The sequence below is a fragment of the Sulfurovum sp. genome (assembly GCF_041562805.1).
Lineage (GTDB): Bacteria > Campylobacterota > Campylobacteria > Campylobacterales > Sulfurovaceae > Sulfurovum.
On sequence record NZ_JBFFOH010000005.1, the window covers coordinates 28,632 to 54,049 of the forward strand.

At 37.9% G+C, this 25,418-nt stretch carries 26 protein-coding genes and 1 pseudogene; 6 read left to right on the forward strand and 21 right to left on the reverse strand.

From position 1 onward, the window contains the following. Window positions 1-10: 10 nt before the first annotated feature. From rsmI to ABYK33_RS01480, 4 genes are all read right to left on the reverse strand, one after another. The gene (rsmI, locus tag ABYK33_RS01465) at window positions 11-826 is read right to left on the reverse strand and encodes a 16S rRNA (cytidine(1402)-2'-O)-methyltransferase (RefSeq protein ID WP_373031128.1); all 816 of its coding nucleotides are present in this window, start codon (window positions 824-826) and stop codon (window positions 11-13) included. Between the two features lie 106 nt (window positions 827-932). Continuing rightward, window positions 933-1,133, reverse strand: a complete 201-nt coding sequence (gene rpmE, locus ABYK33_RS01470) for a 50S ribosomal protein L31 (protein WP_373031129.1) — start codon at window positions 1,131-1,133, stop codon at window positions 933-935. Window positions 1,134-1,276: 143 nt separating this feature from the next. Beyond that, complete coding sequence (locus ABYK33_RS01475; RefSeq protein ID WP_373031130.1) at window positions 1,277-1,945, reverse strand: 16S rRNA (uracil(1498)-N(3))-methyltransferase; 669 nt, start codon at window positions 1,943-1,945, stop codon at window positions 1,277-1,279. Window positions 1,946-2,100: 155 nt separating this feature from the next. Continuing rightward, window positions 2,101-2,526 carry a hypothetical protein gene (locus ABYK33_RS01480; protein ID WP_373031131.1) on the reverse strand — a complete coding sequence of 142 codons (426 nt, stop codon included), beginning with the start codon at window positions 2,524-2,526 and terminating at the stop codon, window positions 2,101-2,103. Between the two features lie 87 nt (window positions 2,527-2,613). Between ABYK33_RS01480 and glp the strand changes: the two genes are divergently transcribed. Next, the gene (gene glp / locus ABYK33_RS01485) at window positions 2,614-3,831 is read left to right on the forward strand and encodes a gephyrin-like molybdotransferase Glp (protein WP_373031132.1); all 1,218 of its coding nucleotides are present in this window, start codon (window positions 2,614-2,616) and stop codon (window positions 3,829-3,831) included. 35 nt (window positions 3,832-3,866) lie between these two features. On the opposite strand, the gene ABYK33_RS01490 is transcribed toward glp, so the two are convergent. The 9 genes from ABYK33_RS01490 to mnmG all read right to left on the reverse strand — a co-directional run bounded on the left by ABYK33_RS01490 (window position 3,867) and on the right by mnmG (window position 12,536). Beyond that, window positions 3,867-4,556: a c-type cytochrome gene (locus ABYK33_RS01490; protein ID WP_373031133.1), complete on the reverse strand. Its 690-nt coding sequence runs from the start codon at window positions 4,554-4,556 to the stop codon at window positions 3,867-3,869. 16 nt (window positions 4,557-4,572) lie between these two features. Then, the gene (locus tag ABYK33_RS01495) at window positions 4,573-4,908 is read right to left on the reverse strand and encodes a hypothetical protein (protein WP_373031134.1); all 336 of its coding nucleotides are present in this window, start codon (window positions 4,906-4,908) and stop codon (window positions 4,573-4,575) included. A 50-nt stretch (window positions 4,909-4,958) separates the two neighbouring features. Further along, window positions 4,959-5,540 (reverse strand): 6-pyruvoyl tetrahydropterin synthase family protein, encoded by a 582-nt coding sequence (locus ABYK33_RS01500; protein WP_373031135.1) that lies wholly within the window; start codon window positions 5,538-5,540, stop codon window positions 4,959-4,961. Window positions 5,541-5,600: 60 nt separating this feature from the next. After that, on the reverse strand, window positions 5,601-6,359 hold the full coding sequence (locus ABYK33_RS01505; protein ID WP_373031136.1) for a 7-carboxy-7-deazaguanine synthase QueE: 759 nt from the start codon (window positions 6,357-6,359) through the stop codon (window positions 5,601-5,603). Further along, the gene (moaA, locus tag ABYK33_RS01510) at window positions 6,359-7,336 is read right to left on the reverse strand and encodes a GTP 3',8-cyclase MoaA (RefSeq protein WP_373031137.1); all 978 of its coding nucleotides are present in this window, start codon (window positions 7,334-7,336) and stop codon (window positions 6,359-6,361) included. Before moaA ends, ABYK33_RS01505 begins: the two co-directional genes overlap by 1 nt. A gap of 254 nt (window positions 7,337-7,590) precedes the next feature. Further along, entirely contained in the window at window positions 7,591-8,577 is a 987-nt protein-coding gene (locus ABYK33_RS01515) for a c-type cytochrome (RefSeq protein WP_373031138.1), read from the reverse strand. A 1-nt stretch (window position 8,578) separates the two neighbouring features. Continuing rightward, window positions 8,579-9,808 (reverse strand): cytochrome bc complex cytochrome b subunit, encoded by a 1,230-nt coding sequence (locus ABYK33_RS01520; RefSeq protein WP_373031139.1) that lies wholly within the window; start codon window positions 9,806-9,808, stop codon window positions 8,579-8,581. Between the two features lie 10 nt (window positions 9,809-9,818). Continuing rightward, window positions 9,819-10,334: a Rieske 2Fe-2S domain-containing protein gene (locus ABYK33_RS01525; protein WP_373031140.1), complete on the reverse strand. Its 516-nt coding sequence runs from the start codon at window positions 10,332-10,334 to the stop codon at window positions 9,819-9,821. Window positions 10,335-10,664: 330 nt separating this feature from the next. Then, window positions 10,665-12,536: a tRNA uridine-5-carboxymethylaminomethyl(34) synthesis enzyme MnmG gene (mnmG, locus tag ABYK33_RS01530; protein WP_373031141.1), complete on the reverse strand. Its 1,872-nt coding sequence runs from the start codon at window positions 12,534-12,536 to the stop codon at window positions 10,665-10,667. Between the two features lie 97 nt (window positions 12,537-12,633). Here mnmG and ABYK33_RS01535 point away from each other — a divergent pair, with 97 nt between their 5' ends. Next, window positions 12,634-13,251, forward strand: a complete 618-nt coding sequence (locus tag ABYK33_RS01535; protein WP_373031142.1) for a riboflavin synthase — start codon at window positions 12,634-12,636, stop codon at window positions 13,249-13,251. Then, a complete protein-coding gene (locus ABYK33_RS01540) occupies window positions 13,251-13,544 on the forward strand; it encodes a cupin domain-containing protein (protein WP_373031143.1) in 294 nt (97 codons plus the stop codon). Before ABYK33_RS01535 ends, ABYK33_RS01540 begins: the two co-directional genes overlap by 1 nt. 59 nt (window positions 13,545-13,603) lie before the next feature. Here ABYK33_RS01540 and ABYK33_RS01545 read toward each other — a convergent pair whose 3' ends face one another. The 5 genes from ABYK33_RS01545 to ABYK33_RS01565 form a co-directional block, all read right to left on the reverse strand. Then, window positions 13,604-17,260: an immunoglobulin-like domain-containing protein gene (locus ABYK33_RS01545; protein ID WP_373031144.1), complete on the reverse strand. Its 3,657-nt coding sequence runs from the start codon at window positions 17,258-17,260 to the stop codon at window positions 13,604-13,606. A 140-nt stretch (window positions 17,261-17,400) separates the two neighbouring features. Then, window positions 17,401-18,171, reverse strand: coding sequence for a tRNA (5-methylaminomethyl-2-thiouridine)(34)-methyltransferase MnmD (locus tag ABYK33_RS01550; RefSeq protein ID WP_373031145.1), 771 nt, complete (start codon window positions 18,169-18,171; stop codon window positions 17,401-17,403). 39 nt (window positions 18,172-18,210) lie between these two features. Further along, the gene (gene luxS, locus ABYK33_RS01555; RefSeq protein WP_373031146.1) at window positions 18,211-18,726 is read right to left on the reverse strand and encodes an S-ribosylhomocysteine lyase; all 516 of its coding nucleotides are present in this window, start codon (window positions 18,724-18,726) and stop codon (window positions 18,211-18,213) included. Window positions 18,727-18,776: 50 nt separating this feature from the next. Beyond that, the gene (locus tag ABYK33_RS01560; protein WP_373031147.1) at window positions 18,777-19,418 is read right to left on the reverse strand and encodes an HAD family hydrolase; all 642 of its coding nucleotides are present in this window, start codon (window positions 19,416-19,418) and stop codon (window positions 18,777-18,779) included. 41 nt (window positions 19,419-19,459) lie between these two features. After that, the gene (locus ABYK33_RS01565) at window positions 19,460-20,962 is read right to left on the reverse strand and encodes a hypothetical protein (RefSeq protein WP_373031148.1); all 1,503 of its coding nucleotides are present in this window, start codon (window positions 20,960-20,962) and stop codon (window positions 19,460-19,462) included. 288 nt (window positions 20,963-21,250) lie between these two features. On the opposite strand from ABYK33_RS01565, the gene ABYK33_RS01570 reads away from it, so the two are divergent. From ABYK33_RS01570 to ABYK33_RS01580, 3 genes are all read left to right on the forward strand, one after another. Beyond that, window positions 21,251-22,723, forward strand: a complete 1,473-nt coding sequence (locus tag ABYK33_RS01570) for an NAD(P)/FAD-dependent oxidoreductase (RefSeq protein WP_373031149.1) — start codon at window positions 21,251-21,253, stop codon at window positions 22,721-22,723. Window positions 22,724-22,775: 52 nt separating this feature from the next. Further along, window positions 22,776-22,937 carry a hypothetical protein gene (locus ABYK33_RS01575; RefSeq protein ID WP_373031150.1) on the forward strand — a complete coding sequence of 54 codons (162 nt, stop codon included), beginning with the start codon at window positions 22,776-22,778 and terminating at the stop codon, window positions 22,935-22,937. A 107-nt stretch (window positions 22,938-23,044) separates the two neighbouring features. Then, window positions 23,045-23,854 (forward strand): peptide deformylase, encoded by an 810-nt coding sequence (locus ABYK33_RS01580; protein ID WP_373031151.1) that lies wholly within the window; start codon window positions 23,045-23,047, stop codon window positions 23,852-23,854. Window positions 23,855-24,073: 219 nt separating this feature from the next. On the opposite strand, the gene rpsI is transcribed toward ABYK33_RS01580, so the two are convergent. From rpsI to ABYK33_RS01595, 3 genes and pseudogenes are all read right to left on the reverse strand, one after another. After that, window positions 24,074-24,463 (reverse strand): 30S ribosomal protein S9, encoded by a 390-nt coding sequence (rpsI, locus tag ABYK33_RS01585; protein WP_373031152.1) that lies wholly within the window; start codon window positions 24,461-24,463, stop codon window positions 24,074-24,076. Window positions 24,464-24,465: 2 nt separating this feature from the next. Further along, window positions 24,466-24,891 (reverse strand): 50S ribosomal protein L13, encoded by a 426-nt coding sequence (gene rplM, locus ABYK33_RS01590; RefSeq protein ID WP_373031153.1) that lies wholly within the window; start codon window positions 24,889-24,891, stop codon window positions 24,466-24,468. A 95-nt stretch (window positions 24,892-24,986) separates the two neighbouring features. Continuing rightward, window positions 24,987-25,418 (reverse strand): annotated as a pseudogene (locus ABYK33_RS01595) (RecB-like helicase); the annotation flags it as partial.

Consider the following 25,418-nt stretch of genomic DNA (forward strand, 5'->3'; position numbering starts at 1 on the left):
TTTTAAGGTGTTAAGTAGTTTGCGTGAGTTCACTATACCATTCTTTAACGCTTTTATCGCTAAGATGGGCAAGAAGCTTTGCTTTAGGTTTAGGGGGTAGATCCAAGCTTAAAACCTCAGTAAAACTAAGACTTTTCTCTGCACTTTTTTGTGCTTTTATGATGACTACCCACTCACCTCGTATGGTCAATTCTTTGAACTGTTCATTGAGTGATCTAGCCGTACCCCTATAATATCTTTGATACTTTTTACTGATCTCTTTAGCTAAAAAAAGCTCTCTATCTTCATCTAAGATCAAAATCTCACTTAAAAGCTTTTCCAAACGATGAGGCGCTTCATACAGTACAGTATTGTAGCCATTGCTCATCGCTTCACTCAGCGCAGAGCTTCTCTCTTTACCCTTATGAGGTAAAAACGCGTAAAAAAGAAACTTTCCTTCTTCAAAACCGCTTGCAGCGTAAGCAGTGGTAACTGCAGATGCTCCGGGGAGTACATCATAAGGCAGGTTATGTTCTTGTGCATACGCTACAAGTATCTGTCCGGGATCAGAGATAACCGGCATTCCAGCATCACTGACATACACCACCTCTTTTTCCTCTAAACTAGAGCCAAACTCTTCAAGTCTCTCTTCACCATTGTGTTCATTAAAAGAATAAAATTCTGCATCAGGATACGTCATATCAAACCGCTCTTCAAGTAAACGTAAAAGCCGTTTGGTTTGACGTGTATCTTCACATAAAAAGAGTTCTGCTTTTTCAAAAAGTTTCATAGCTCTGATCGTAATATCTTGTGGGTTTCCAATAGGTGTAGGGATAAATGTTAACATAATAAATACTTTTAATGTTTGAGAAGAGAATAAGTGATTGCTAAATGTTCAAGCAAACTTAGCATAAGTGCAAGCATAGAGAGCGATGCCCTCTATGTCATTAGGATTAACCTAATTTATATTTGCTTTTAAACTTCTCTACTCTACCAGCAGCATCAAGAATTTTTTCAGAACCTGTAAAGAATGGATGACATGCATTACAAATATCAATACTCATCTCTGCTTTATCTGTTCTAATTTCAAATTTATTACCACATGCACATGAAACTGCACACTCAACGTAATCTGGGTGAATTTCTTTTCTCATTTTCTAACCTTTTAGTTTATTTGGTGACAGGTAACAAGCCTGTTCTAGTCGATGACTCTTCCTTTCTCTGAGAAAAAGGGTTATTGCAACGCTCTCTGGCGAGACAATATAGGGCGAAATTATAGCAAAATATTTTTAAATTATTATAAAAGCAATTTGGAAGCCACAGCACACACTGCACTCTCACTCTTTAAAACCAAAGGCGTATCAAACCCAATAATATTTTCAGACGTGAACAGTGCGACTTCATTCTCATGAAAACCACCCTCACAACCTATGACAATCGTCTCTATATTTTCTTGTGGATCTACACTATTTTCAGAAAAGTTCAACATCTTGCTTTTCGGATTTATCTTCAAAAAACTCTCTAGATCCTCTACCATCTCTAACTGCATCATTTCACTTCGTCCAGACTGTTGAGATGAATTAAGAAGTATCTTTTCCAAACGTTTGAAATCCACTTTAAAACTTTTTTGAGACCGATTACAGTAGATAAAAGTAATTTTATCCACACCCATTTCATTCAATGAGGGCAAGACTTTTTCAATGTTTTTAGGGTCAATGACACACCAACCTATATGTAACGGTACTTTTGCTTTAATTTCCAGTGTCTGACTCTCTTGCAGGTCAAGGTTGACCGCGCGTTTGTCGAGATAGGTAATGAGATATCGATGAAGGAGTCCGTCTTCAAGGTTACGAAGATACAGAGTATCATCTACCTTATGTCTTCGTACTTTGAAAATGTAACGATGTTCATCTCCAACAAGAGTAAGCTGAGGCTGACCAGCCTCTTTATGATAAAGATATAACATTCATAATCCTTATGTAGGGTCTCACTTAAACTGCACCAGTGCAGTGAGTCCACTGCTGAAGTGCCCAACGGAAATGCCCTTGGGGTATATCATAGTGTATAGCGGAGCAGGACGCAGTGTCAACGTAGTCATCTGAGCTTTGCTTAGATGGCGTCTTATAATGTAACTACACCTTTAACCTTGAGTACCATAAGTACCACCATGACAGCAACAAGTAAGATCTGCACTGAAGATATTTTCAAGAATGCACCTTTAAGTAACTTATGTGTGTCAGGGTTTTGAAGATTAGCTAATTTAATAAGCTTATACTTCTTGATCTCTGTATACATCAATACAGCCCAAACCACAACCATAATTATAGTGCTCATTGACCATCCTAAGTCACCTGCAAAAACAGCTACAATACCTGCAAATGCTATCATCGTAGTGATCGCTTGAAAGATCATCGTATAGATAAAACTTGCTTTTCTGAATCCCAATGGATTTTTTGCTGTCATCAGAGGGATCAATAATCCTCCAACCAAAAAGCCTAAAAAAACTTTCACTAAAATACTATGCGCTGCCAACATCTCTGCTATCATATAAATTTCCTGTAATTTTGATTTGTTTAAAAGTGGATTATACCCTATTTAGTTATAATCATCCTAACTTAATTTTAAAGGGTAAAGATGCCTGTTTCTATCACTCAAGCGCTTGATATTATATATAAAAACAGCTCCGTAGTAAGCTCTGAGATACTACCTATAGAGATGGCATTAGGACGTGTAATGAGTGAAGACTCCTTCGCTACATTTGATCTACCGCGTTTTGACAACTCTGCTATGGATGGATATGCTGTGAAATGTTCAGATGCAGACAGTACCGTGGAATGTACAGATGTTATCTATGCCGGAGATGATCCAAAGATGACACTTCAGGCGACAAAAGCCATTAAGATCATGACAGGTGCACCTATCCCAAAGGGTTGTGAAGCAATCATCCCCATAGAGAACGTGACTGTGGATGACATGCAGGTCACCTTACCCGAAGAGATCAAAAAAGATGGACATATAAGACATGCGGGTGAAGACATTAAGAGTGGTTCTGTCTACCTGCATAAAGGAGAGAAAGTTACGGCATACACCATTGCATTGCTTGCCAGCCAAGGGGTGACACATCTACGAGTGACACGTAAAATCAAAGTTGCTGTATTTGGTACAGGAGATGAATTACGTCCACACTTTGAAAAAATAGCCCCACATCAACTCTACAATTCAAATACACCTATGTTCTTAGCACGTGCCAAAGAACTGGGCTGCGAAGTACAATACATAGGAAGCTCTGGTGACACTATGGAGTCTTTGACCTCTGCTATCAAATCTGCTCTGAATGCAGATATTATCATCACATCTGGCGGTATCAGTATGGGAGACAGAGACTTCACCAAAGAGGCTTTTACAAACTTAGGTATGACACTACACTTTGATAAAGTAGATATCAAACCAGGAAAGCCTACAGCTTTTGGGACTATAGGAGAAACCGCTGTCATCAACCTGCCTGGTAATCCTCTTGCATCTATGGTAAATTATGAAATGTTTGTACGCGCTGCCGTACGTAAAATGTCTGGTATGAATGCCTATTATCATCATACGATATCCACACAGATGAAAGAAGACTTCACACTAAGAGCAGGTAAACATACTGTAAGACTAGGTACATTCGATGGAAATACATTTATGCCGTTCACCAAACAACTTCCCGGTATGATCTCACCGTTAGAGCAAGCCAATGCTATGCTCATCACAATACCGGACATTTCGATCCTTGAAAAAGGAAAAACTGTGAAAATACTACCGATAAGTTGGGAATTAACTGCTTCTGAAAAAGAAGATTTTTTTACGCGTTGATTTACTTAAGAGGGACTTTTTCATCCCTCTAAATTTTATTTTATCTGTGAAAGATATTCAGCTACTGCTTCAATATCTGCATCAGACATTGATGCCACTTGACCCTTCATAAGCATACCCATACCCGCTACATTTTTTGTACCCGCTTTGTACTCATTCATAGAAGTGATAATAGCTGCTTTGTCCTGACCGGCAATAACTGCTGATTTACCAAGTGCTTTTGTCTTACCATCTGCACCATGACATCCTTTACATGTAGCATAGGCTGCTGGTGATACAGGAGGTACTGCTGAGACAGCAGCTGGTGCTGAAGGCACTTCTGGAACAGCGGCAGGTGCTGCAGGCGTTTCTGATGTTACTGATGCAATAGCAGCTGTTGCAGATTCCGTTAATTCCGATGCTTTTTCTTTGACTGCTTCGGTTACCTCTGCTGCTTTTTCTGTCGCTGCCACTTTTGCTTCTGTGGCTTTTGCTGCCGCTTGATCTGCCATTTTTGCCGCTTCAACTTTTGCTTCTGCCGCCATCTCCGCTGCCGCTACTTTTGCTGATTCTGCTGCCTCAGCTATCTTTATCTTAGCTGCGTCTACAGCATCTACAGTATCTTTTTTAACTGCCTCTGCTACTTTAGTTGTATTAACTTCCGCTGCTGCTTTTTTTGTCTCTTCTCCACATGCTGTAAACAACACAGTTGCTGTTACAAGAGAAAGTAATGTTATATTTTTCATGATCTATCCTTTATATTTAGTTGACTGCCGGTTTTGTTGCTTCTGGTGGACAAGATCCCGGTACAGGCTTTGCTGGAACTGCTGTCTTTGCTGCTTCAGCAGGTTTTACCGGTTTTGCCAATTCCGCTGGCGTTGCCGCTGATGCAGGAGATGCTGCTTTTGCTGCTTCAGCTGGTTTTGCTGGTTCTACACACTCTGCTGCTTTTGGTTTTTTTGGTGATACTAACGGTGCTGCAGTTTTTTCAACTTCTGTTTTTACTGCTGTGGTTTTTTCTACTATTTTTGCTTCTTCTGCATAGGCTGTAAACAATACACTTGCTGCTACAAAAGAAAAAAATATTACTTTTTTCATAATCTATCCTTATTGTGTTAATAAAAATATTATAGCTAAAAATAAGGAATCTAAACTTTTGTAGGATTTTTAATCAAAGTATGATTGAGCAGCTTATCCCAAAGTGTACTGTCACTCCATTCACTTTGTACCTGAGGTGAAAATACGATATCTTCAAGCTTAATCCTACCCATCTGTTTACTATGGGCATCTTCTTTAAATCCTTGTGCATAGCCCGTGTCGGTCTCATGCACGATGATACTGTGAAGCTTTACTTCTCTCTCACCGTTTTGCATATCTGTACATGCCAAAACACGTTCCACAAGAAGATAGATCACACGGGAAAACTGTTCTGCCGAAGGAGAAACTGGAAGTTCCACCCATCTGTTACTATACGTTTTCATCGCTTCTACATAACTTGTATCATCTTTTGACCAAAGAGTGATCGCATGGTCAAAAGAGTCTATGAGTTCTTTGATATACCGTTTTGTCAGGCCAAAATCGTATACCATTTGCCCGTCGTCAAGATAGTTTGACTCCAAAAGTACTTCAATTTTATAAGAGTGTCCATGGATGTTTTCACTACAGCGTTGCGTTGTACAGTCACGCACAATATGTGCATTTTCAAATTTAAAAAGTTTTCTAATTAACATGTCTCTTCCTCAACTAGGAGTATATTTACCTGATTTTAACCAAGCTAACTAAAATTTAGGTTATACACCCTGCGTAGTATCAAAAACACGTATATGCAGTCTGTCACTGTACTTAAAATTATGTTTCATACAAAATTCAAAAACAGCTTTGTCATTTTTCCAAATGGTATCTCTGCTTTCACCCACAGGCATACAATACACAGAAAGTTTCGGTAAGATTTCTCTTATAGATTTTATCTCATCCTCTGCTGTAGTTTTTACCAGATACGCATCAATGGTAAATTTTAAAAAAGCTTCTTTGGCATGATCTCGTATAGATCGAAGTGCCTGAGGAATGATACGTTTCTCTTCAGGTTCACCTGAATTCGCCAACTTTAATGAGAGTGCAAAGATGCATGATTTATAGGCCGGATACTTTTCAAAATCTATCTCGATCGTACCATTGGTTTCAAAAGTGATCTCAATCCCTTCAGAAACCAACCATTGGATCACTGCATAAAATACTTTATCACTATGATACATTAAGGGCTCGCCCCCCGTAATGACCATATGTGGGTTATACCCTATCGCACTAAATTCATTTTTAAGTTTGTCGATCAGTGTTTTACTGTCATCGACTTTTGTCCAAGACTTAGCATAAGCACTGTCTACAGCAAAATAAGTGTCACATCCATAACGTACTTCACCATCGACTTCATAACTTGCACCAAAGCCGGGACAGTTTAGATTACAGCCACCTGTACGTAAGAAATACGAAGGTACACCCGCATATTTCCCTTCACCCTGGATCGAAAAAAACTCTTCAGTAAGATAAAACATCAGCCACCGGTCTCATAAAAAGCACGTGTTGAAATTTCTTTTTCTTCATTGGGATTATCTTCAGTCCAACGGTTCTCTTTGGGTTTGTCTTTAAGTACCTGGGCCAAGACATTTGCTGCACCTTGAATATCACCCTTTTTCACTGATTCAGCAATACTCATTGCTTCATCAAAATAGAGACATGGAATAAGATTACCTTCTGCAGTCAAACGGATACGGTTACAATTTTCACAAAAATCATGTTTATGCGGATCTATAAGTCCAAACTCTGTACCGTCTTCAAGTGCATAGTTGAATGATGGGCTGGCACCTTCACGTCCCAAAGCACGAATCGTATGACCCTCTTTTACTTTTTCAAGTATCTCTTTGCCATGCATACCTCTGAGTGATTGATCAGCATGTCTGTTTTCCATGTATTCGATGAAACGAATCTTAATATTACGTACTTTACAATAGTCTAAAAGATCCAATATTTCACCATCATTAATACCTTTAAGCGGTACCATGTTAATCTTGACCTTCAATCCTACTTCTAACGCTTTCTCTATCCCTTTAAGTACCTGTGAAAGCACATCTTTACCTGCTATCTTTGCGGCCACATTTGCATGCAGTGAGTCCAATGAGATATTCAGTCTTTTCAATCCTGCATCTTTAAGCCGTTGTGCTGCTCCAGGTAAGAGGTATGCATTAGTGGTCAAAGCCAAGTCTATATCCGGTTTATAATCAGATATCATTTTGATAAAAGTATCCAGGTTTTCTCTTAACAGAGGTTCTCCACCAGTCAGACGGATCTTCGTCACACCTTCATCTATGGCTACTTTTACAAATAAAAAAAGTTCTTCAAATGTAAGTAAGTTTTCTTTAGGGACCCATGAAAAAGGTTTTTCCGGCATACAGTACTGACATCTGAAGTTACAACGTTCTGTTACTGAAATACGAAGATAATCAACCTTTCGGCCATGTCCATCTATAAGCATATAAAATCCAATATATAATTTTTTTAATAATTTTTCTTAGGGTATCTAAATGTAGATAAAAAAGGGGTGATGTATATCAAGAAAGTAAGGACAAGGTATTACCCTGTCCTAAATGGTTAGATGATTAAACGTAACTAGTTACATGAGCCTGCTGATGAAGTAGACTCAGTGTCAATAACCTCATGTAAAGAAAATTACCTAAATGGAAAGTTTTTCACACGAGACAAAATGGAGCTAAGCTCCATCACGGCCTGTTAATGTAAATCTCTCCATTGTGATTTCTTCCATAAAAATGCAAGAAGTGTAAAGAGGATAAAGAAACCGATTACGATCGGTCCAAGCGCTTCTCTTTTTGCTTTGCTTGGATCACCTGCTTCAGTAAGATATGCTTCTACTTTTTCATATCCTTCTTTATTTAATCCAACTCTAGGCATAGATGTACCAGCCAATTGACTTTGTGGATTTTCTATAAATGTCTCCATAAAGTGATGACTTCTTGCTCTAATGATCATAGAGAGATCAGGAGGTAATTTACCCATATATGCTTTCACAGCATCCTGCTCGTCAATCACTTTGATCTTATGTGCAAGTGCATCTTTTTCATGTTTAAATGATGGTGTATCACCTAACTGTGTGACTTGTCCGTAACGTACAGCATGACATCTTACACACGCTTCCATATACGCTTCTTTAGGTGTTACTTCTCCTGCTTTATGCTCAAGCATATATGCCACCACATCAGCGATCTGCTGATTGTCACTCATCATCGATTTGATAGAACCCATTGGGTGCATCATTGTATCTGCATATTTATGGTCAACATTTGATGCCATCGCAGGATCTTTGATCAATGCTATCAAATAGTTTTTATCATAAATCGCACCTGCATGATCAAGATTTGGAGGTATAACACCACCCATGTTCATATTTGCACCATTGTGACAACCCATACACATACCATAACCAGCTTCACCGGCTGCTGCATTACCTTCAAGTTTAGCCACTTCTGCTACATCAGCCCAGAATGCTTTTTTAACAGCTACTCTTGCTGTATCTCCTGCACGTTCTGCCTCAGCGATATCATCTGTGCCATCATAGGTAAAACCATGACTCTCAATGACAATTTCATTTCCTTGTGCATCTACTTTTTTATGCATTTCATGGTGTGCATAAGGCTCCACCAAATAATATGTTAACAACGAAAAGAAGACAACAACTGCTAATATTTTTAATTCTCTCATGTTATGCTCCTTTCTTTATTTTTTTCTCAAACATTGTAATAATGAACAAGATCGGCCCCATTGCCAAGAATAACCATGCACAAACCACACCCAAGAAGGCAAATGTTGGATCTGTCGGAGGTAGTTTACCTAACGCAGTAAGTGCGATCATATCGACAACCAATACCCAGAACCAAATTTGGAAAAGTCCTCTTTTATGTGCTGGAGCTACATTTGGACTTCTGTCTATAAATGGTAAGAAGAAGAAAGCTGCCTGCGCAATACCAAATGCGATCAGACCGGCATCTTTTCCAAATGGACGTAAGATCTCATATGACCATAAGAAATACCACTCAGGGTAGATATGTGCAGGTGTCTTAAGACCATCTGCAGGGTCAAAGTTTACCGGGTCCATCGCAAAGTTAAAGTTATAGAATACCAGGTAAAAGAAGAGTATAAAATATACACCCATTACAAAGACATCCTTACTTAGGAATACTGGAGAGAATGGAATAACTTTAGACTCTTTTTTCTTTCCTGCTTTCCAAAGATCTGCAGATTCTGCAAAATCTATATCTGCACCCTCTTGGTTGTTTACATGTGGGATTCTAAGTGTACCAAAGTGAAGTACGATAAGCCCAATGATCACCAATGGTAAAAGAAATACATGCAACATAAAGAATCGTGTTAAGAATGCATCTCCAGGAACGTAATCCCCACGTATCCACTCAACCAAGCCATATGCTTCAAGAGATCCACCTGAGAATAGGTTTGTGATAACCATACCAGCCCAGTAACTCATTTGTCCCCAAGGTAACATATATCCAGAGAATGCTTCTGCTGAGAATGCAACAAAAAGTCCCATACCAGAAAGCCAGATAAGCTCTCTACCTCTTTTATATGAACCATAATAGATACCTGTTAACATATGGATATAAATGATAAGGAATACAATAGATGCACCGATACCATGAACATGTCTCCAGAACCATCCATACCCTACTTCAGACATGATCGTATAGTTTACAGAATCAAATGCCAGGTTTGTATCTGGTTTGTAGTACATAAGTAAGAAGATACCAGAAACGACAAGGATACCAAATGTCGCTGCCAATACCATTCCCATAGCCCATAGAAAGTTAATGTCTTTTGGGATCCAATACTCAGTGTTCATCACTTTTTTAATGGTATTGACAGCTAAACGCTGATCCAACCACTCATTCAGATTTTTTGCTTTTTCAAAATGTGCCATAAACTCCCCCTTATACCGAGATGCCAGCAGCTAGCATTTGTTTATATTCAGGACCTTCTTCACCCAATATTAGCTTTGTCCCTGCAATTTTAAATGGAGGAATTTCCAATGGACTTGGTGGTGGAAGACCAGGTTCATTCACACCAGAAACATCAAATACACCACCATGACAAGCACAGAAAAATGTTTTCGTGTCATTTTTATACGCAGGAATACATCCTAAGTGCGTACAAAGTCCTATAGATACATGAAATCTATCTGTACCGATAACAACATCTCTATCATTTGCTTCCATATCTGCTGTTTTTTTCAAAACAAATATAGGTTTCCCTCTCCACTTTTCAACAATAAGTTCATTTGGTTTTGCACCACTTAGATCAATTGTAGTGAAACCTGCTGCCTTGACACTCGGCAATGGATCCCATGTACGTTTAGCAGCATAAAGAGCACCTACACCACCTACTGCAGCACATGCACCTAAAGCCATACCCATAAAGTCTCTTCGACCTTTTTGTTCATTCCCCATATTATTCCTCTCTTTTAAATCATTTTATGCATAGAATACTACACTTTCATAATCGTACAATAATCGCAATTGCGCAAATGAATAGTAATATAATGTCTTATTATATAAAAGTTATAGTAAGTTATGGTTAAAAAGTGATTAAAATAGCGAATTTTAGGGGAAATTTAGCGTAATTAAATTAAGACAAATATAGTCTTAATTTATAATTTTTATAATTTATTGTTTTAATATTATAGTTTTATCGTCAAACTTTTTATCTTATTTTTACTCTTTTCTCTCAAATCTCTAAATGAATTTTGAGTTTATCACTATAAAATTTATCTACAGTATCTATCTTTTTCCTTTTTGAGCCATTTTTATATGTACATGGATGATCTCTAATGCCGCAGGTGTCACACCTGATATTTGAGACGCAGCAAACAGTGTAGGCGGTGTAGCTATTTCAAGTTTTTCAACTATTTCATTGCTCAATCCGGAAATATGGCTATAGGCAAAACCTTCTGGTATTTTAATCTTAAGCATATCACCCATCTGTAAGATCTGTTGTTGCTGTTTCTCAATATAACGGCTGTATTTCGCTTCTACAAGAATTTGTTCTATCACCTCATCATCATACTTGTCAAAATCTGGCAAAAGTGTCACAAGTTTTTCTCTGTTAAAATCTCCACGACCTATCACATCAAGCCAACAGGTTCTGTCGTTTATTTTTACTGCACCTATAGATTCCAGTTTCGCTAAGAACTCTTTCGTCGGTGTTACATGATTGACCCTTAAGTAATCTAAGGCTTGATCCAGATCCGCTTTCTTGGTTTCAAACTGTTTCATATAAACATCATCCAAAAGTCCAAATTCTTTTCCATAATGAGAGAGTCTCATATCTGCATTGTCCTCACGCAAAAGCAGTCTGTACTCAGCACGGCTTGTGAACATACGGTATGGCTCTTTGGTTCCTTTGGTTACCAAGTCATCTATCAGTACCCCTATATATGCTTCATTACGTCCAAGGATAAAAGGCTCTTTACCTTGTATGCTCAGTGCAGCATTTATCCCTGCCATAAGTCCTTGTGCTGCTGCTTCTTCATATCCAGTCGTACCATTGATCTGTCCAGCAGTATAAAGCCCTTTTATCTTCTTCGTTTCAAGTGTATGTTTCAGGTCAGTTGGCTGTATGAAATCATACTCTATGGCATACCCGTAACGTACGATTTTTGCATTTTCCATACCTGCAACAGAACGCACCATCTCAAGTTGTACATCAATAGGCAATGATGTACTCATACCGTTGATATAATACTCAGTCTCATCGATGGTTTGAGGCTCTACAAATATTTGATGTCTGGGTCTGTCTCTAAAGCGGCTTATCTTATCTTCTATACTAGGACAGTAACGTGGTCCCACACCTTCTATCTGTCCTGAAAACATCGGTGCTCTGTAGAAATTACTCTCGATGATCTCATGTGTCCCTTCATTTGTATAAGTAACATAACAAGGCAACTGTGTAGGATTAAATGTCTTTTTGTCTGTTCTAAAAGAAAAAGGCGGTGGTGGTGTATCCCCCGGCTGTACTTCCATCACTGAAGTATCTACAGATTTTGCATCTATCCGTGCACAGGTTCCTGTCTTCAGACGACCGATATTCAGTCCTAAACCACGTAAGTACTCAGCCAATTCTACAGAAGCAAATTCACCTTGTCTTCCTGCAGTTTGTTTTTTATCCCCTATATGAATGAGGCCATTGAGAAATGTTCCTGCTGTAATAATGACTTTAGATGCAGTGTACGTGTTACCAAGTTGTGTCGTAACCCCCTTGACTTCACCCTCTTCTATCACAAGACCATCAGCTATCTCCTGTTTTACATCAAGATTATCCGTGTTAAGTACTACATTACGCATATAGATACGATACTGATCCATATCTATTTGTGCACGGCTTCCTCTTACTGCCGGTCCTTTAGAAGCATTGAGTGTGCGAAACTGTATACCTGTTTTATCTGTACATAGACCCATTTCACCACCAAGTGCATCTACCTCTCTTACCAAGTGACCTTTTGCCAGTCCGCCTATGGCAGGGTTACATGAAGAAGCCCCTATCTGTTCTGCTAATATTGTGATCATCAATGTTTGACTGCCCATACGTGCAGATGCTAAGGAAGCCTCTATACCCGAATGTCCCCCACCGATGACAATGACATCATAATTCATAAAAAACCTTACCTCTTATTCGTATGCTGAAGCAAGGAACAAGAAAAAATATATATTTTGCTATAATAATCGAATTATATCCAAAAAAAGAGAGTCTATGTTTACAGGTTTAATTCGTGAAATTGCTACTGTTAAAAGCTATCAAAATAACATCTTGACCATCCAATCAAAACATCCGGCTAAACTTGGTGATTCCATTGCCATAAACGGTGTCTGTCTCACTGTGATAAAACTTCATAGTGACGGCTTCGACCTTGAACTGGCAGACGAAACACGTTCGATCATAGATGAAAGTAAGATCTCAGGTGCGGTACACATGGAACCTGCCATGATGATGAATGATCGTTTTGAAGGCCATATCGTACAGGGGCATGTTGATTGTGTCGGTACTGTTTCGCAGATCACTCCCCGTGAAAATGCCACTGACTTTATCATCACTGTTGACAAGAAATATATCGTACACATCGTCCCTAAAGGGTCTATCACTATCGATGGTATCTCACTCACGGTCAACGATGTAGGAAAAGACAACTTCAGGCTCACCATCATCCCTCACACACTTAAAGAAACTTTGATGAAAAACTACAAAATAGGGACAAAACTGAATATTGAAACCGATGTGTTTGCTAGATACATAGACCATATACTGGCACACAGAAGCTCTGAAAAAAGTATGAGCTGGCATGATGTTGATAGTTTACAGATGACATACTAGTGAATATTTACGACTATTTAACCCCTCAAAGTGGTGAAACCCTCACCACTCTTCTCGAACATAAAAATATCAAGATCAACCGGATCGTAAGTTCAGATGACTTAAAAGTAACAGAGTATGCGCAGGAAGAAGATGAATGGCTTGTTGTACTTGAGGGTCAGGCTACACTGCTTCTAGATAATGAGGAGAAGGAACTTTCAAAAGGAGATACACTTTTTATTCCTTCAAAAACACCCCATCGTATTTTAAGTACACAGCCAGGTACTGTTTGGCTAACGGTACATATCTTTTAGATATTAGATAACCAAAAGAAAGAAAAGGCAATAGCCAAAAAAACTATTGCTCTTTAATTTTAAAGAGTAGAAGGAAAGTCAATAGGCTTAGAAAGGTACCATGTAATTATCCCTGTCATATCAATAACTCCATCCTTTCCCCAATCCTCTTCTTCGAAAAGAGTCCATGCTGTTGCATCTTCTGCAGTAAGTGTAAAGATATAAAAAGCATCACCTGCATCAGCTATAACCTTTCCATCTAACAATTGAACAGGAAAAGGAAATTCATCATCTGTTATTACAGTACCATCGGGTGCTGTACAAATTTCATGTCTTGTGCCACTTATAGCAGAAAGTGTCATATTAGCATAACAAATTCCTCCATCAGACTGAGTAAAGGTATCGTAGAAAGTTTTCCCAGTCAACATAGCTTCAGTGATAAAAATATTACTTCCTAGACTTGCCAGATAAGCATCTCTTTCAGATTCAGTTGCAAATGAAATCACTTGGAATACAGGTCCACCATCTACAGTAATGTCAAACCCTAATCCTCCTGCTTGTTCACCTAAGTATGTCAATACCAAAGTTGATGGTGATGGGCTTGCACGATTAATTGTGAGAATATTATCTACAATGTCATATGTTCCACTCGTTGCAAACGTCGTACCATCAGCAAGTGTTACACTTCCAGTATAGTTTCCATCTGTTGCATATGTTCTAAACCCTGTTCCACCTAATGAATTTGCAAAGTATTTTGTCTGTCCTTCTAAAAGTGTCAAAAGATCAACTACATTAGAAGAAGGAAAATTTACTGGCGCTGTAAATAACCACGTATTGTATGGACTATCTATCACGTTATTCTTAACCATATTCCATTGAGTATCAGTCATGCTTATTAATTTATACGTATTTGTATCCCCAGAATCGAAAGTAATAACTACTTCTCCTAAAGAATTAATAATATAAGAGGATGGACTAGAACCACTATCAAAAATAATACTACCATCTTGTGCTATTAATATCTCTCTAAAGATTACTTCTGATGAAGAAATAAATGAAATTTGTTCAAAATCGCTACCTCCATCTGTATAAAATACTTTTCCAGTAAGCATTGCTTCTGTCATCGGGATAGTACTTTCAAGTTCAATGATTTTGTCACTCATCGCATCAAATGCTACTTGGTTATAAAGTGTCATATTTTCTATCATTCCAACAGCATTATGCCATCCTCTCCATATTTGAGCATCTCCGTTCTCGGCAAATAATGGTGTGTCATTATATGCTTGATATGCCGCATCTATAGTTGTTACAATAGCTTGCATAGATGAACCTGGTAAAGTAATAATCTCCCATGTTCCAACATCAGGTACGAGCGTGTTATCACTTTGAACACCCACTAAAGTACCAGATGTTTGAGTTTCTTGACCACAAGTAAACGATATACCTACAATACCGCTTCCTTCTTTCGCATCTGTAAACCAACGAGTACCACACTGGTATTGTACTACTTCAACTAAAGACAAATAAAACTCATTTCCTGTAAGTCCATTAGTACGGGCTTGTTCATGTATTCCATATTCATCTGTGATTATTTCATGTACCATCGATACACGTTCAGCACCAGATGGCATAGTAACATTTGCCTCTGTCCCCTCAATGTTAACAATTTCATCCGTAATATCTTGGCTAGAAGATATCGTAAGTTTATGTATACCATCAAGAGTAGCTACCGTATCATTTACGGAGAGTACTATCGTCATAGTATCAGTTTCAGGTACCCACACTCCATTCTCCAATACATAACCTGTATTATTTACAGTTGGATCTAAGATAAATTCACCGTTTACAAAAACCAACTCTGCAGTAGAAAACTCAACAGCAGAAAAATTAAATTGCTCTGCTTCAAATTGACTGTACGCTTGTCCATTATCATAATGAGTATCGAATCTTACATCCATATAGTATGTGCTTGGCAAGGTAAATACTGGTGCAGTATTTTCGACAACGTTTATTGTTCTGCTTACTTCTGTGGTAGCATTTCCACTGCTATCTGTAGCACTATACGTGATCGTATAGCTTCCTATAGCTGTATCCACTGTTCCACTTGCAGTAACAGAACATTCTGCATCATAGTTATCAGTACAAGTTGCACCCTGATCGTCAAATACTTCACCTTCAATAAGAGTAATACTTGCTGATCCTGTCAGTGTAATGACAGGGGCTGTAGTATCTACTACGTTTACTGTTCTAGTTGCATCTCCTACATTACCCTGCACATCAGTTGCCGTATAAGTAACTATGTAACTTCCCAATGTACTCATATCTACCAATGTAGTATTTATAGTAATATCACGTGTTCCATCTACTGTATCTGTCGCCGTAGCGCCAAGCTCCACATAATCAGTCTTTACCTCTAATGTTTGTGGATTAGCTCCACTAAGTGTTACCACAGGTGCTACTACATCTACAACATTGACAGTTCTTGTCACTTGTGTTGCCACATTACCTGCAGCATCTTTCGCATTGTAATACACAGTATATGTACCTGGAGTAGCTGTATCTACCACACCAGTTATTTGAGCAACAATAATTTCACCTGAATTATCCATTACAGTTGCACCCGCTTCAACATAACTGTCTCCCACAGAAAGATTAACAACTGCATCTCCAACTAATGTAATAACCGGAGCAACAGTGTCAATAACATTAACTGTTCTTGTCACTTGTGTTGCCGCATTACCTGCAGCATCTTGTACATTATAAGTTACTACGTAAGAACCAAGCGTATTTGTATCTACAGCTGATGCATCTATGCTTATATTAACTGAGATATCACCATCAGTGTTATCCAATGCTGTTGCACCTGACTCAACATAATTTCCACCTAAAAGTGTATCTTCAAAGTTATCTCCAATTAATGTAATAACAGGAATTGTTATATCCTGTACTATAACCGTTAACTCTTTACTACTTGAATTTCCTGCACCATCAACAGCCGTATAGGTAAGTATATACGTATCTGGTACTGCTGCATCCACCAGACCAAGACCAGTCACTGTTGCATTGATATCATCATAGAAATCGTCTGTAACATTAGATTCTGGAGCACTAAAGTTTGCATATTGAGTAACAAAAAGTGGATTTGATCCATCTATAGTAATAACAGGAGCCGTTACATCAAGTGTAGCTTTTGTCTCTTCCAAGTGTGCTACTGCTTCTGCTTCAGGGACCACTGTACCTGTATATTCAAGCGTACTATTATCTTCTGCAGCTGCCGCTTCTAAAAGTGCCACTGCTTCTTCCAATTCTACGATAGTATCAGGAAGTGTAGTGATATTTCCTTCACTCAAGACGTCTATAATCTCTGGTGTAATAGTAATACCATTACTCGCATCACCATCTAAATCTATAGATTGTAAGAATTGTGCCACGGCTATATCTTCTACAAGAATCGTAGCATTCTCATCCTCAAATGAGGAAGAATCTATAATACTTAATATAATATCTTCTATACTAAAAGTACAAGATTGACCTATATCAAATGTGAAGGTACCATTTTCATCTGTTACTCCTATTTCTGTACCACAAGTATACGAAACCCCACTTACTGCAGAATCATTATATGTTCCTACACCTTTTGCAACAACATCCGAAGAAGTAGTAGTAGAACTACCTCCACAGCCAACAAGCGACAGCATCGCACCAATAACCAATCCAAAAGATACTATTTTATTCATCAAATTTACTCCCTATAGCAATTTTTGCTACAGTATACATAGTTGATGTCATATTGATGTCATATTTCTAAACAATATCAATAATAATCATAAATTTTATTGATACAGTTATTATTCTATCCTCATTTTTTGAGCATAGTTTAGATAAAGGTACTGTCTTTTAGACTTTCTGCTACAGGGTTTCTTTGTTTTTTGAGTTCCATATCTATATATTCTAATCCGTCAAGTAGTTTCAAGCTTGCTACAGTAGAATAACGCATCATTTCGGCTCTATGCACAAAGATAAAAAATTCATTCTCATAAAGTCCTAAACGTATGGCTGCTGCTGTTGAGTAGGTAGTAAGAAGTGCATCTTCTTTGGAAATGGCCCTTATATCTGCAAAGTGTTCCTTGGTCCAAAGCAATGGATTATGTGCAGGACTGAAGGCGTCTTGGTAAATGATGTCTACCTTCTCTTGAATCTTCGGTATGCTTTTTCTTGCATCCCCTAGAAGTATCTCTATCTTGAACTGTGCATCTTCATAGTAAAGGTCTTGGCTTATGGCTTTGATAATGTGTTTGATGCTCTCAAACTCCGGTGGAAACGCAAAGGTATCCAGTGAACGTACAAGTCCTTCATCAAACTCCGGAGAGAGTATGTGTACTTTTGTTTTCAAGTCATATTTTTTAATGTAATATAGTGTAGAAAAAGTATTGTAGCCCAAACCAAAACAAATATCTAAAATAGTCAGTTGTTTTTTTTCTTTGGTTAGAGACAAAGCGGGCTTTACATGTTTTTCTAAAGACTCATGTAAAGCACCATCCTTCGTGGAGTGATAGGGTTCATCAAATTCAACAGAAAAGAGTGTATTGGTACCATCTTCACATAGTACTAACTCTTTTTGTTCTCTTAACGATTCATTATATTTCATCAAGGTCTTTAAATCTAAATACAGTAAAAGGCAAAGACATTATTTATTTGCATCTTTGAGTTGTTTTTTTGTCATTTTTAACTTCTTATTACTCATTTTTCCGATGCCTCTCTTGATAACCTTTTCAGCAATATGTTGTGCTTCATCCAACGAGTGCATTGTATACGTACCGCATTGGTGTAAATTAAGTTCTGGGATATCTTTTTCACTTTTCACTCCAAGTACATCTTCCATAGATTCTTTCCATGCTTTGGCTACAGCTTTTTCTTTTGGTGACCCCAATACTGACATATAAAATCCTGTACGGCACCCCATAGGTGAAAGGTCTATGATCTCAACATTCTTGCTGTTTAAATGGTCTCTCATAAAACCTGCAAAAAGGTGTTCCAAGGTATGGATGCCTTTTTCAGAAAGCAACTCCTCATTTGGTATACAAAAACGCAGATCAAACACCGTAATGTCATCTCCGCTAGGTGTACTCATCTTTTTAGCAACACGTACTGCTGGTGCGATCATTTTTGTATGGTCCACTGTAAAACTGTCTAATAATGGCATAGGATTTCCTTAATAATATTTTTTTGATTATAGCGAGATTTATTAATTTTTTAATCTTGTTGAAATTGAGTGATGAATTTCACAGCCTCAAGAGCTGTTTTAGATACATTATCTGTATGTTTTAATAGCAATACTTCATCTGCATATCCACATGTCACAGCAACACTGTTTATATTTGCTGCATTGGCCGCCAATATATCCATCGGTGTATCTCCTATCATCCAATATTTACTTGTATCACTTTGTAATTTTGATAAAGCTTTTAATATAGGTTCAGGATGTGGTTTTGGATACTCAACATCTTCTCTACCCACCAATACATCAAAATATGACATAAGCCCCATATGTTCTAAAAGTTCAATGGAATATTTAGCTGTCTTAGTTGTCACCACTCCAAGAACAGCATGTTGACTTGCTAGTTCCACTGCTTCTCTTGCCTCAGGGAGCAATACTGTCTTGGCACATGAGATCTTTCTATAATGCATCTTATATGCATCTACATGCGCATCCACATGTGCATCTTCTACACCAAGTGATGAGAACATCACATCTAAGGGATGTCCTATCTCCGCTTTGATCAGTTCATCATCCGGGACAAGTGCATCAAATGTTTTAAAAGCGATACCGAAACTTTCCAGTATCGCTTCTGTAGAGTCTATCAGTGTTCCGTCTAAATCAAATAATATAATCATTTTTTCTTCTTTTATATATACAACTAACTAGGTTATGGATCTTATCCAATATTTTTATGCTTTTTTAAATTCTTTTTTTTAATACTCGGGTCTGGATTGAACTTTATAATAGTCACAATAGGCACAATAAAACCAACAATGATCGCCACCCAAAGCAACATACCCAGATCATCATAATTTGCAGGTACTACTATCTTTCCATCTTCTTTAATTTCTCGGGTCATGATAAAGATTTTATTGAGATATTTACTTAAAAGTCCTCCTGCACTAAGCGCAATGTTCATGAGACTGGCCATTAGTGCAAACCACGTTCCTTTATGGCCCTCTGGAGCATAGATAGCGACCAGGGTCAACATCAATACCCCTGCAATATAATCAAAAGGCGAAGCCACTGCTGTATCGACAAGAGCCACCGTTCTTGCATCTATACCAAGCATCGTGTGCACATCATAATACATGGCTAATATCGGCAAGGATAAAACACTCCCTATGATCGTCATCCAAATAAGTACTTTTCCTATGGCCTGATTAACGATGTACTTCGAACTGATCCACATCCCTACTAGTGCCAAAGCCGCACCTATTTGGCCCAATGTACCAAAAAATGCTTTGTCAAATCCCAGGACATCTATCTCCCACCATGTAAGTGCAGGTCCTACACTTGGCATAGCCCTATATACAAAAATAACGATCATTGCCATCTGTATATGTTTAATAGTTTCTGGATCCAGATCCATGATAAGCGTACGAAGAAAATAGAGGACAACGCCTAAAGAGACAAAAAAGACTATTTCCTGAGAGTATGGTACTTCGTTATATCCTATAAGTACCACAAAAACAGCAAAGAGAAACCCACCAAAAAAGATCTGCTTATTGAGCGGCGAAGACTCTACCGGATTCAATTTCACCAATGTTACCCCGATTATAGAAAGTACTGGAATAAACAAAGAGATCTTGAACATGGTTTCATAGCTATATATTTCGGCAAGCCACCCTTTTAATCCTGCCACAGAAAAAATAGCCAATCCCAAAGAAAGTCGGGCAAGGACTTGGATCATTGCCAACTCTTTCCTTATCTCAACATCTGTTTGGCTTTTATCTACTACTTCCGTACTCATGGTATCTGCCACGACATCTTGCATTACAAAACCCACCACCGAGAGCACTGATGCAAATATATAGACCTTTTCTTTTGTGTAGGCCGCCAACAAAACAGCATCTGAAACCAATCCTATCATAAGTAACGTTCCGGAAACCATAAGCAGTGCGCCTATATAAACATAAACCTTACGGTTAGATCCAAAAGGAGAAAAAGAGTCTACCATCTGACCAAATATCATTTTGATCGTCCATGGTACAGTAAGCCAAACACCGAGAGATATAAGGTTTTCTGCAGAGAGGTTCAACTGCTCTTTCACCCAAAATGTCTCCGCTACAGCTGAAAATCCACTGGCACCATAGGCAAAGTAAATAAGAAGTAGTGGAACATAACGCATTTTGATCGCGCGGATGGGTGTCATGATCATGTCAAAAAAGTTTGTCATTTAATGTCTTTAGGCGTAAATTTAGAGTTATTCTATCATATTTTGAATTCGTACATTATTACTCCTAATTTCATAAATATAATTTATAAGTTTTAGGAAAAACAAGGGTCATACATAATAGTAAAAAACTGCTCATTCTTTAAAATTATAAGTATTTTTAATCAATTTTATAAAATATACAAATTTTAATTTTGATTTAATCATCTCTGTCTTACACTTAATAAGAACAATTAATTTAACTATAGATTATGTTATAGAGTACATGATTTTGGTTCAAAAAGGAAGAATATGGCACGAATAATAGTAATGGGTGGTGGAGTCTCAGGACACACTGCTGCAACATTTGCAAAAAAATGGCTTGGGGGAGATCATGAAGTGGTGGTAGTCACTCCAAACTCTCAATGGAACTGGATTCCATCTAACATTTGGGTGGGTGTAGGACAGATGAAAAAAGAGGATGTTGTATTTCCTCTCGCACCGATCTATAAAAAAGCGGGGATCGACTACAGGCAAGCAAAAGCTGTTTCTATCCATCCTAATGGAAAAGCCGATAGTGATACTCCATACATTGTGATCGAATCTACAGAAGAGGCTACAAAAGGCCAAACAGAAGATTTAACGTACGATTACCTTATCAATGCCACTGGACCTAAGCTCAATTTTGATGCAACACCAGGTTTGGGTAATGGGAATGGGGAATTGGGAGAGCATACTGTTTCTGTGTGTACTGCAGACCATGCTGTCCATGCAAATGATGAGCTCAACAAAGTGTTTGAAAAAGCAAAAGCTGGCGAAAGACAAAAACTTCTTGTAGGTACAGGTCATGGTATGTGTACATGTCAGGGTGCAGCATTTGAATACATCTTCAACATTGAGCATGAAGCAAGAAAAGCCGGTGTGAGGGATATGCTAGATATCAAATGGATCTCTAATGAATCATTCCTTGGTGACTTTGGTATGGGTGGACTTCACATGAAAGTGGGAGGTTACGCAGTAAGTTCTAAACTTTTTGCTGAGTCTCTTTACGCTGAAAGAAATGTACCATGGATCATTGGTGCGCATGTGAACAAAGTAGAAGAAGGGAAAGTACATTATGAACTTCTTGATGGAAGTATGGGTGAAGAAGAGTTTGACTTTTCTATGCTTATCCCACCATTTGGAGGGGTAGGACTTAAAGCCTATGACAAAGATGGTTCAGACATGACTGATACACTTTTTGCTCCTAACGGATTTATGAAAGTAGATGCAAAATACGATGCAGGTGCGTATGAGAACTGGAAAGCATCTGACTGGCCAAGAACATACCAAAACCCATCGTTTGGTAACATCTTTGCATGTGGTATCGCCTTTGCACCGCCGCATCTTATCTCTAAACCTATGAGTTCACCAAACGGAACACCGATCAACCCTACACCGCCAAGAACGGGTATGCCTGCAGGTATCATCGGGAAAGCAGTTGCGCACTCTGTATGCGATATGATCAAAAGTGGTGAAAATGCACATCTTCATGAAGCTTCTATGGCAGAAATGGGTGCAGCATGTGTTGCAAGTGCCGGTAAAGGTGTCTTTGATGGCCAGGCAGCAGCAATGACGGTCTACCCTGTTGTACCAGACTTTGAAAAGTACCCTGGAACAGGTCGTGATACAGATTATACATTTGGAGAGATCGGTCTAGCTGGTCACTGGATCAAACATATCCTACACCATCTGTTCATCTATAAAGCTAAACTCAAGCCAGGTTGGACGCTGATTCCAGAGTAAGCCCAATCTGGGTCTACATATGAAAAAACTATTATAGAAAAAAGGAGATACAATGAAAAAAGAAGAAGAAGTAAATTTTCAAAATGAACAATTTAACTTAACCATGATCCCAGGGAAATTTGCAAGATCGATGAGAACTTGTAAGATTTGGCAATTTATTAGATTTATGGTGATCAACATTAAAATGCTGATCGTAGTAAGTAAAAGCCACTGATCTATCTATGTACCTTAGTTCATCTAAGGTACATAGACTACAAACCTTTATTCTATTTTTACCCCATTAAATATCTAAATATAGCATAAGCGTTTCAAAGAGAGAATATGATACAAAAAATGACACAATACCCTACAGTCATGAGTTTAGAATTTGGTGGACCTGTACGCCATTTTGATAATACATTGCTAGAGATCATACAAGATCTCAAAGACACGATAGAAGCAAATGAACTCAACGCATTAGCAGCATTTCAAATAGCTTCACCTCTTGCTGTCATTGTTATCAAACAAGATGAAGATCGGTTTTTAGAGATCATCAATCCTGTGATCATCAAAAGAGAGGGATCTGTTACGCCTATTGAGTCTACAGCCTATTTTCCAGGTCTCAGTGCCAAAACAAAACGCTATGAAAAAATAAAGCTCATGTATGAAGACAGGGAAGGGAAACAGCAGTTTCTCTCTGCTGAAGGGGATCTGGCCATCACTATTCAAAGGAAAACAGATTATTTACTTGGTGCAAACTTTAGAATAAGAATGACTGAAGAAGAACAAAAACTCTTTGATAGCAAACTAGAATTTGGAACAGATGATATCGATCATAATGATTGTCCTACTGTATTTAAAAGAGATAAAATACTGCACCTTATCAAATATGGATTCATTTTAGGTGTCATAGGTCTGATTCTAAGTTTATTCGTCGATACAAATATGGCAGATATGATTAAAATAGCAGAGAACTATCTTATGCTAATACTCTTAGTACTGACCATTATTTATTTTTTATATGCACAGCATGAGGGAAAACAATATAAACAGTGTACTTCCTGTCAAATAGGTAATATTATTGGCACCATAGTTATTATAACTTTCAAACTACTCTTACTCTTTTTAGCGAATTATTTTTTACTCTATTAAATTATGGTTTCTTTGTCATGTCATGCCTTTTTATGTGCGTGATCATATATACTTAGATTTAAAAGTTCTTAGATTGGTAAATAATAAATGAAGGTTTATAAAATGTAGACTTTGCAAGAGAAAAACTCTTGCAAAAGATACCAAGGGTAAACCTTGGTAAAGAAGTCGAAACGTACCTCCGAAGAGATTTTCCAAAGACAAGCTTTGGTAAAAGATCGACTATCTTTTTGAGAATTGTGGAGATCTTCTCGCTTTTTTCTTTCCTGGCTTCTTTCTTTCAACTACTCTTGAATCTCTAGTAAGAAGTCCCATTGGTTTAAGAATTGCTCTGAAAGATGGTTCAAACTCAACAAGAGCTTTAGTGATTCCATGCTTAAGTGCATCTGCTTGTGCTGAATATCCACCACCAAGTGTAGTAGCTTTGATATTCATAGCGTCAAGTTGCTTAGTAAGCTCAAGTGGAAGTCTTACTTTCATCTTAAGTGTTTCATGTCCACCTAACCATTGGTCAAGTGTTTTACCGTTGATAAGCATTTCACCGTTACCTGGAGTCATCCAAACTTTAGCGATAGCCGCTTTTCTTTTACCTGTTGCATAAATAGTTGCCATGCTTACGCCTCCTTATTGATTTGAGCAGTGTGTGGGTGTTCAGCACCTGCATATACTTTAAGCTTTTTAAGCATCGCTCTACCAAGAGTAGTCTTAGGCAGCATACCTCTAACAGCTTGCTTGAAAAGTTTTTCAGTATGATTTTCTAGCATATCACCAAGTTTTTTACTTTTAGTAGAACCGAAGTAACCACTGTGTGTAAAGTACTCTTTATCTTCAAGTTTAGCACCTGAGAATTTTGCTTTTTCAGCGTTGATGATTACTACGAAGTCACCACAATCTACGTTTGGTGTAAATGATGGCTTGTGTTTACCTCTAAGAAGTGTCGCTACTTCAGTTAAGATACGACCAAAAGTTTTACCTTCTGCATCGATCAGAACCCAGTCACGAGTCACGTCAGCAGGTTTAAGAACTGATGTCAATTTCATGAATTTTCCTTGTTTAAATAGAACCATTTACTCTGCAAATGTTCTTTTGTGGACGGATTGTACCCACATAACCTTAAAATTTATTTAAATTAAGTTTATTTTAAGATTGATATATCAATTTCGTCTCCAGTAAGATAAACGATCATGCCTTCTGTTCTTTTCCCTGTAATTGTATGTATCGCTTTTTGGTAATACCTCACCTGATTTTGATGTTTTACAGCATATTTCTTAGAACTTTTATAATCTATAACCAAATTATGATCTTCATACTCTAAAAGCAAATCTATCTGTTTAAGTTCTCCCTCAAAACTCAGAGACTGCTCTTTGGTTATTTTTGCCCCATCCAATATCTCTTGAAATGCTTTATTTTCTATTAAATTTTTAATACGAACTTCGATCTCTTCTAAACTTGCATCCGATAACTGTTGTCCATAACGATTTTTTAATGCGATCATTGCTGTACCTAAACTCACTTCATCAAAGGTACCCAACATCTCCAGGCCATAATGCAACGCAGTACCAAATAA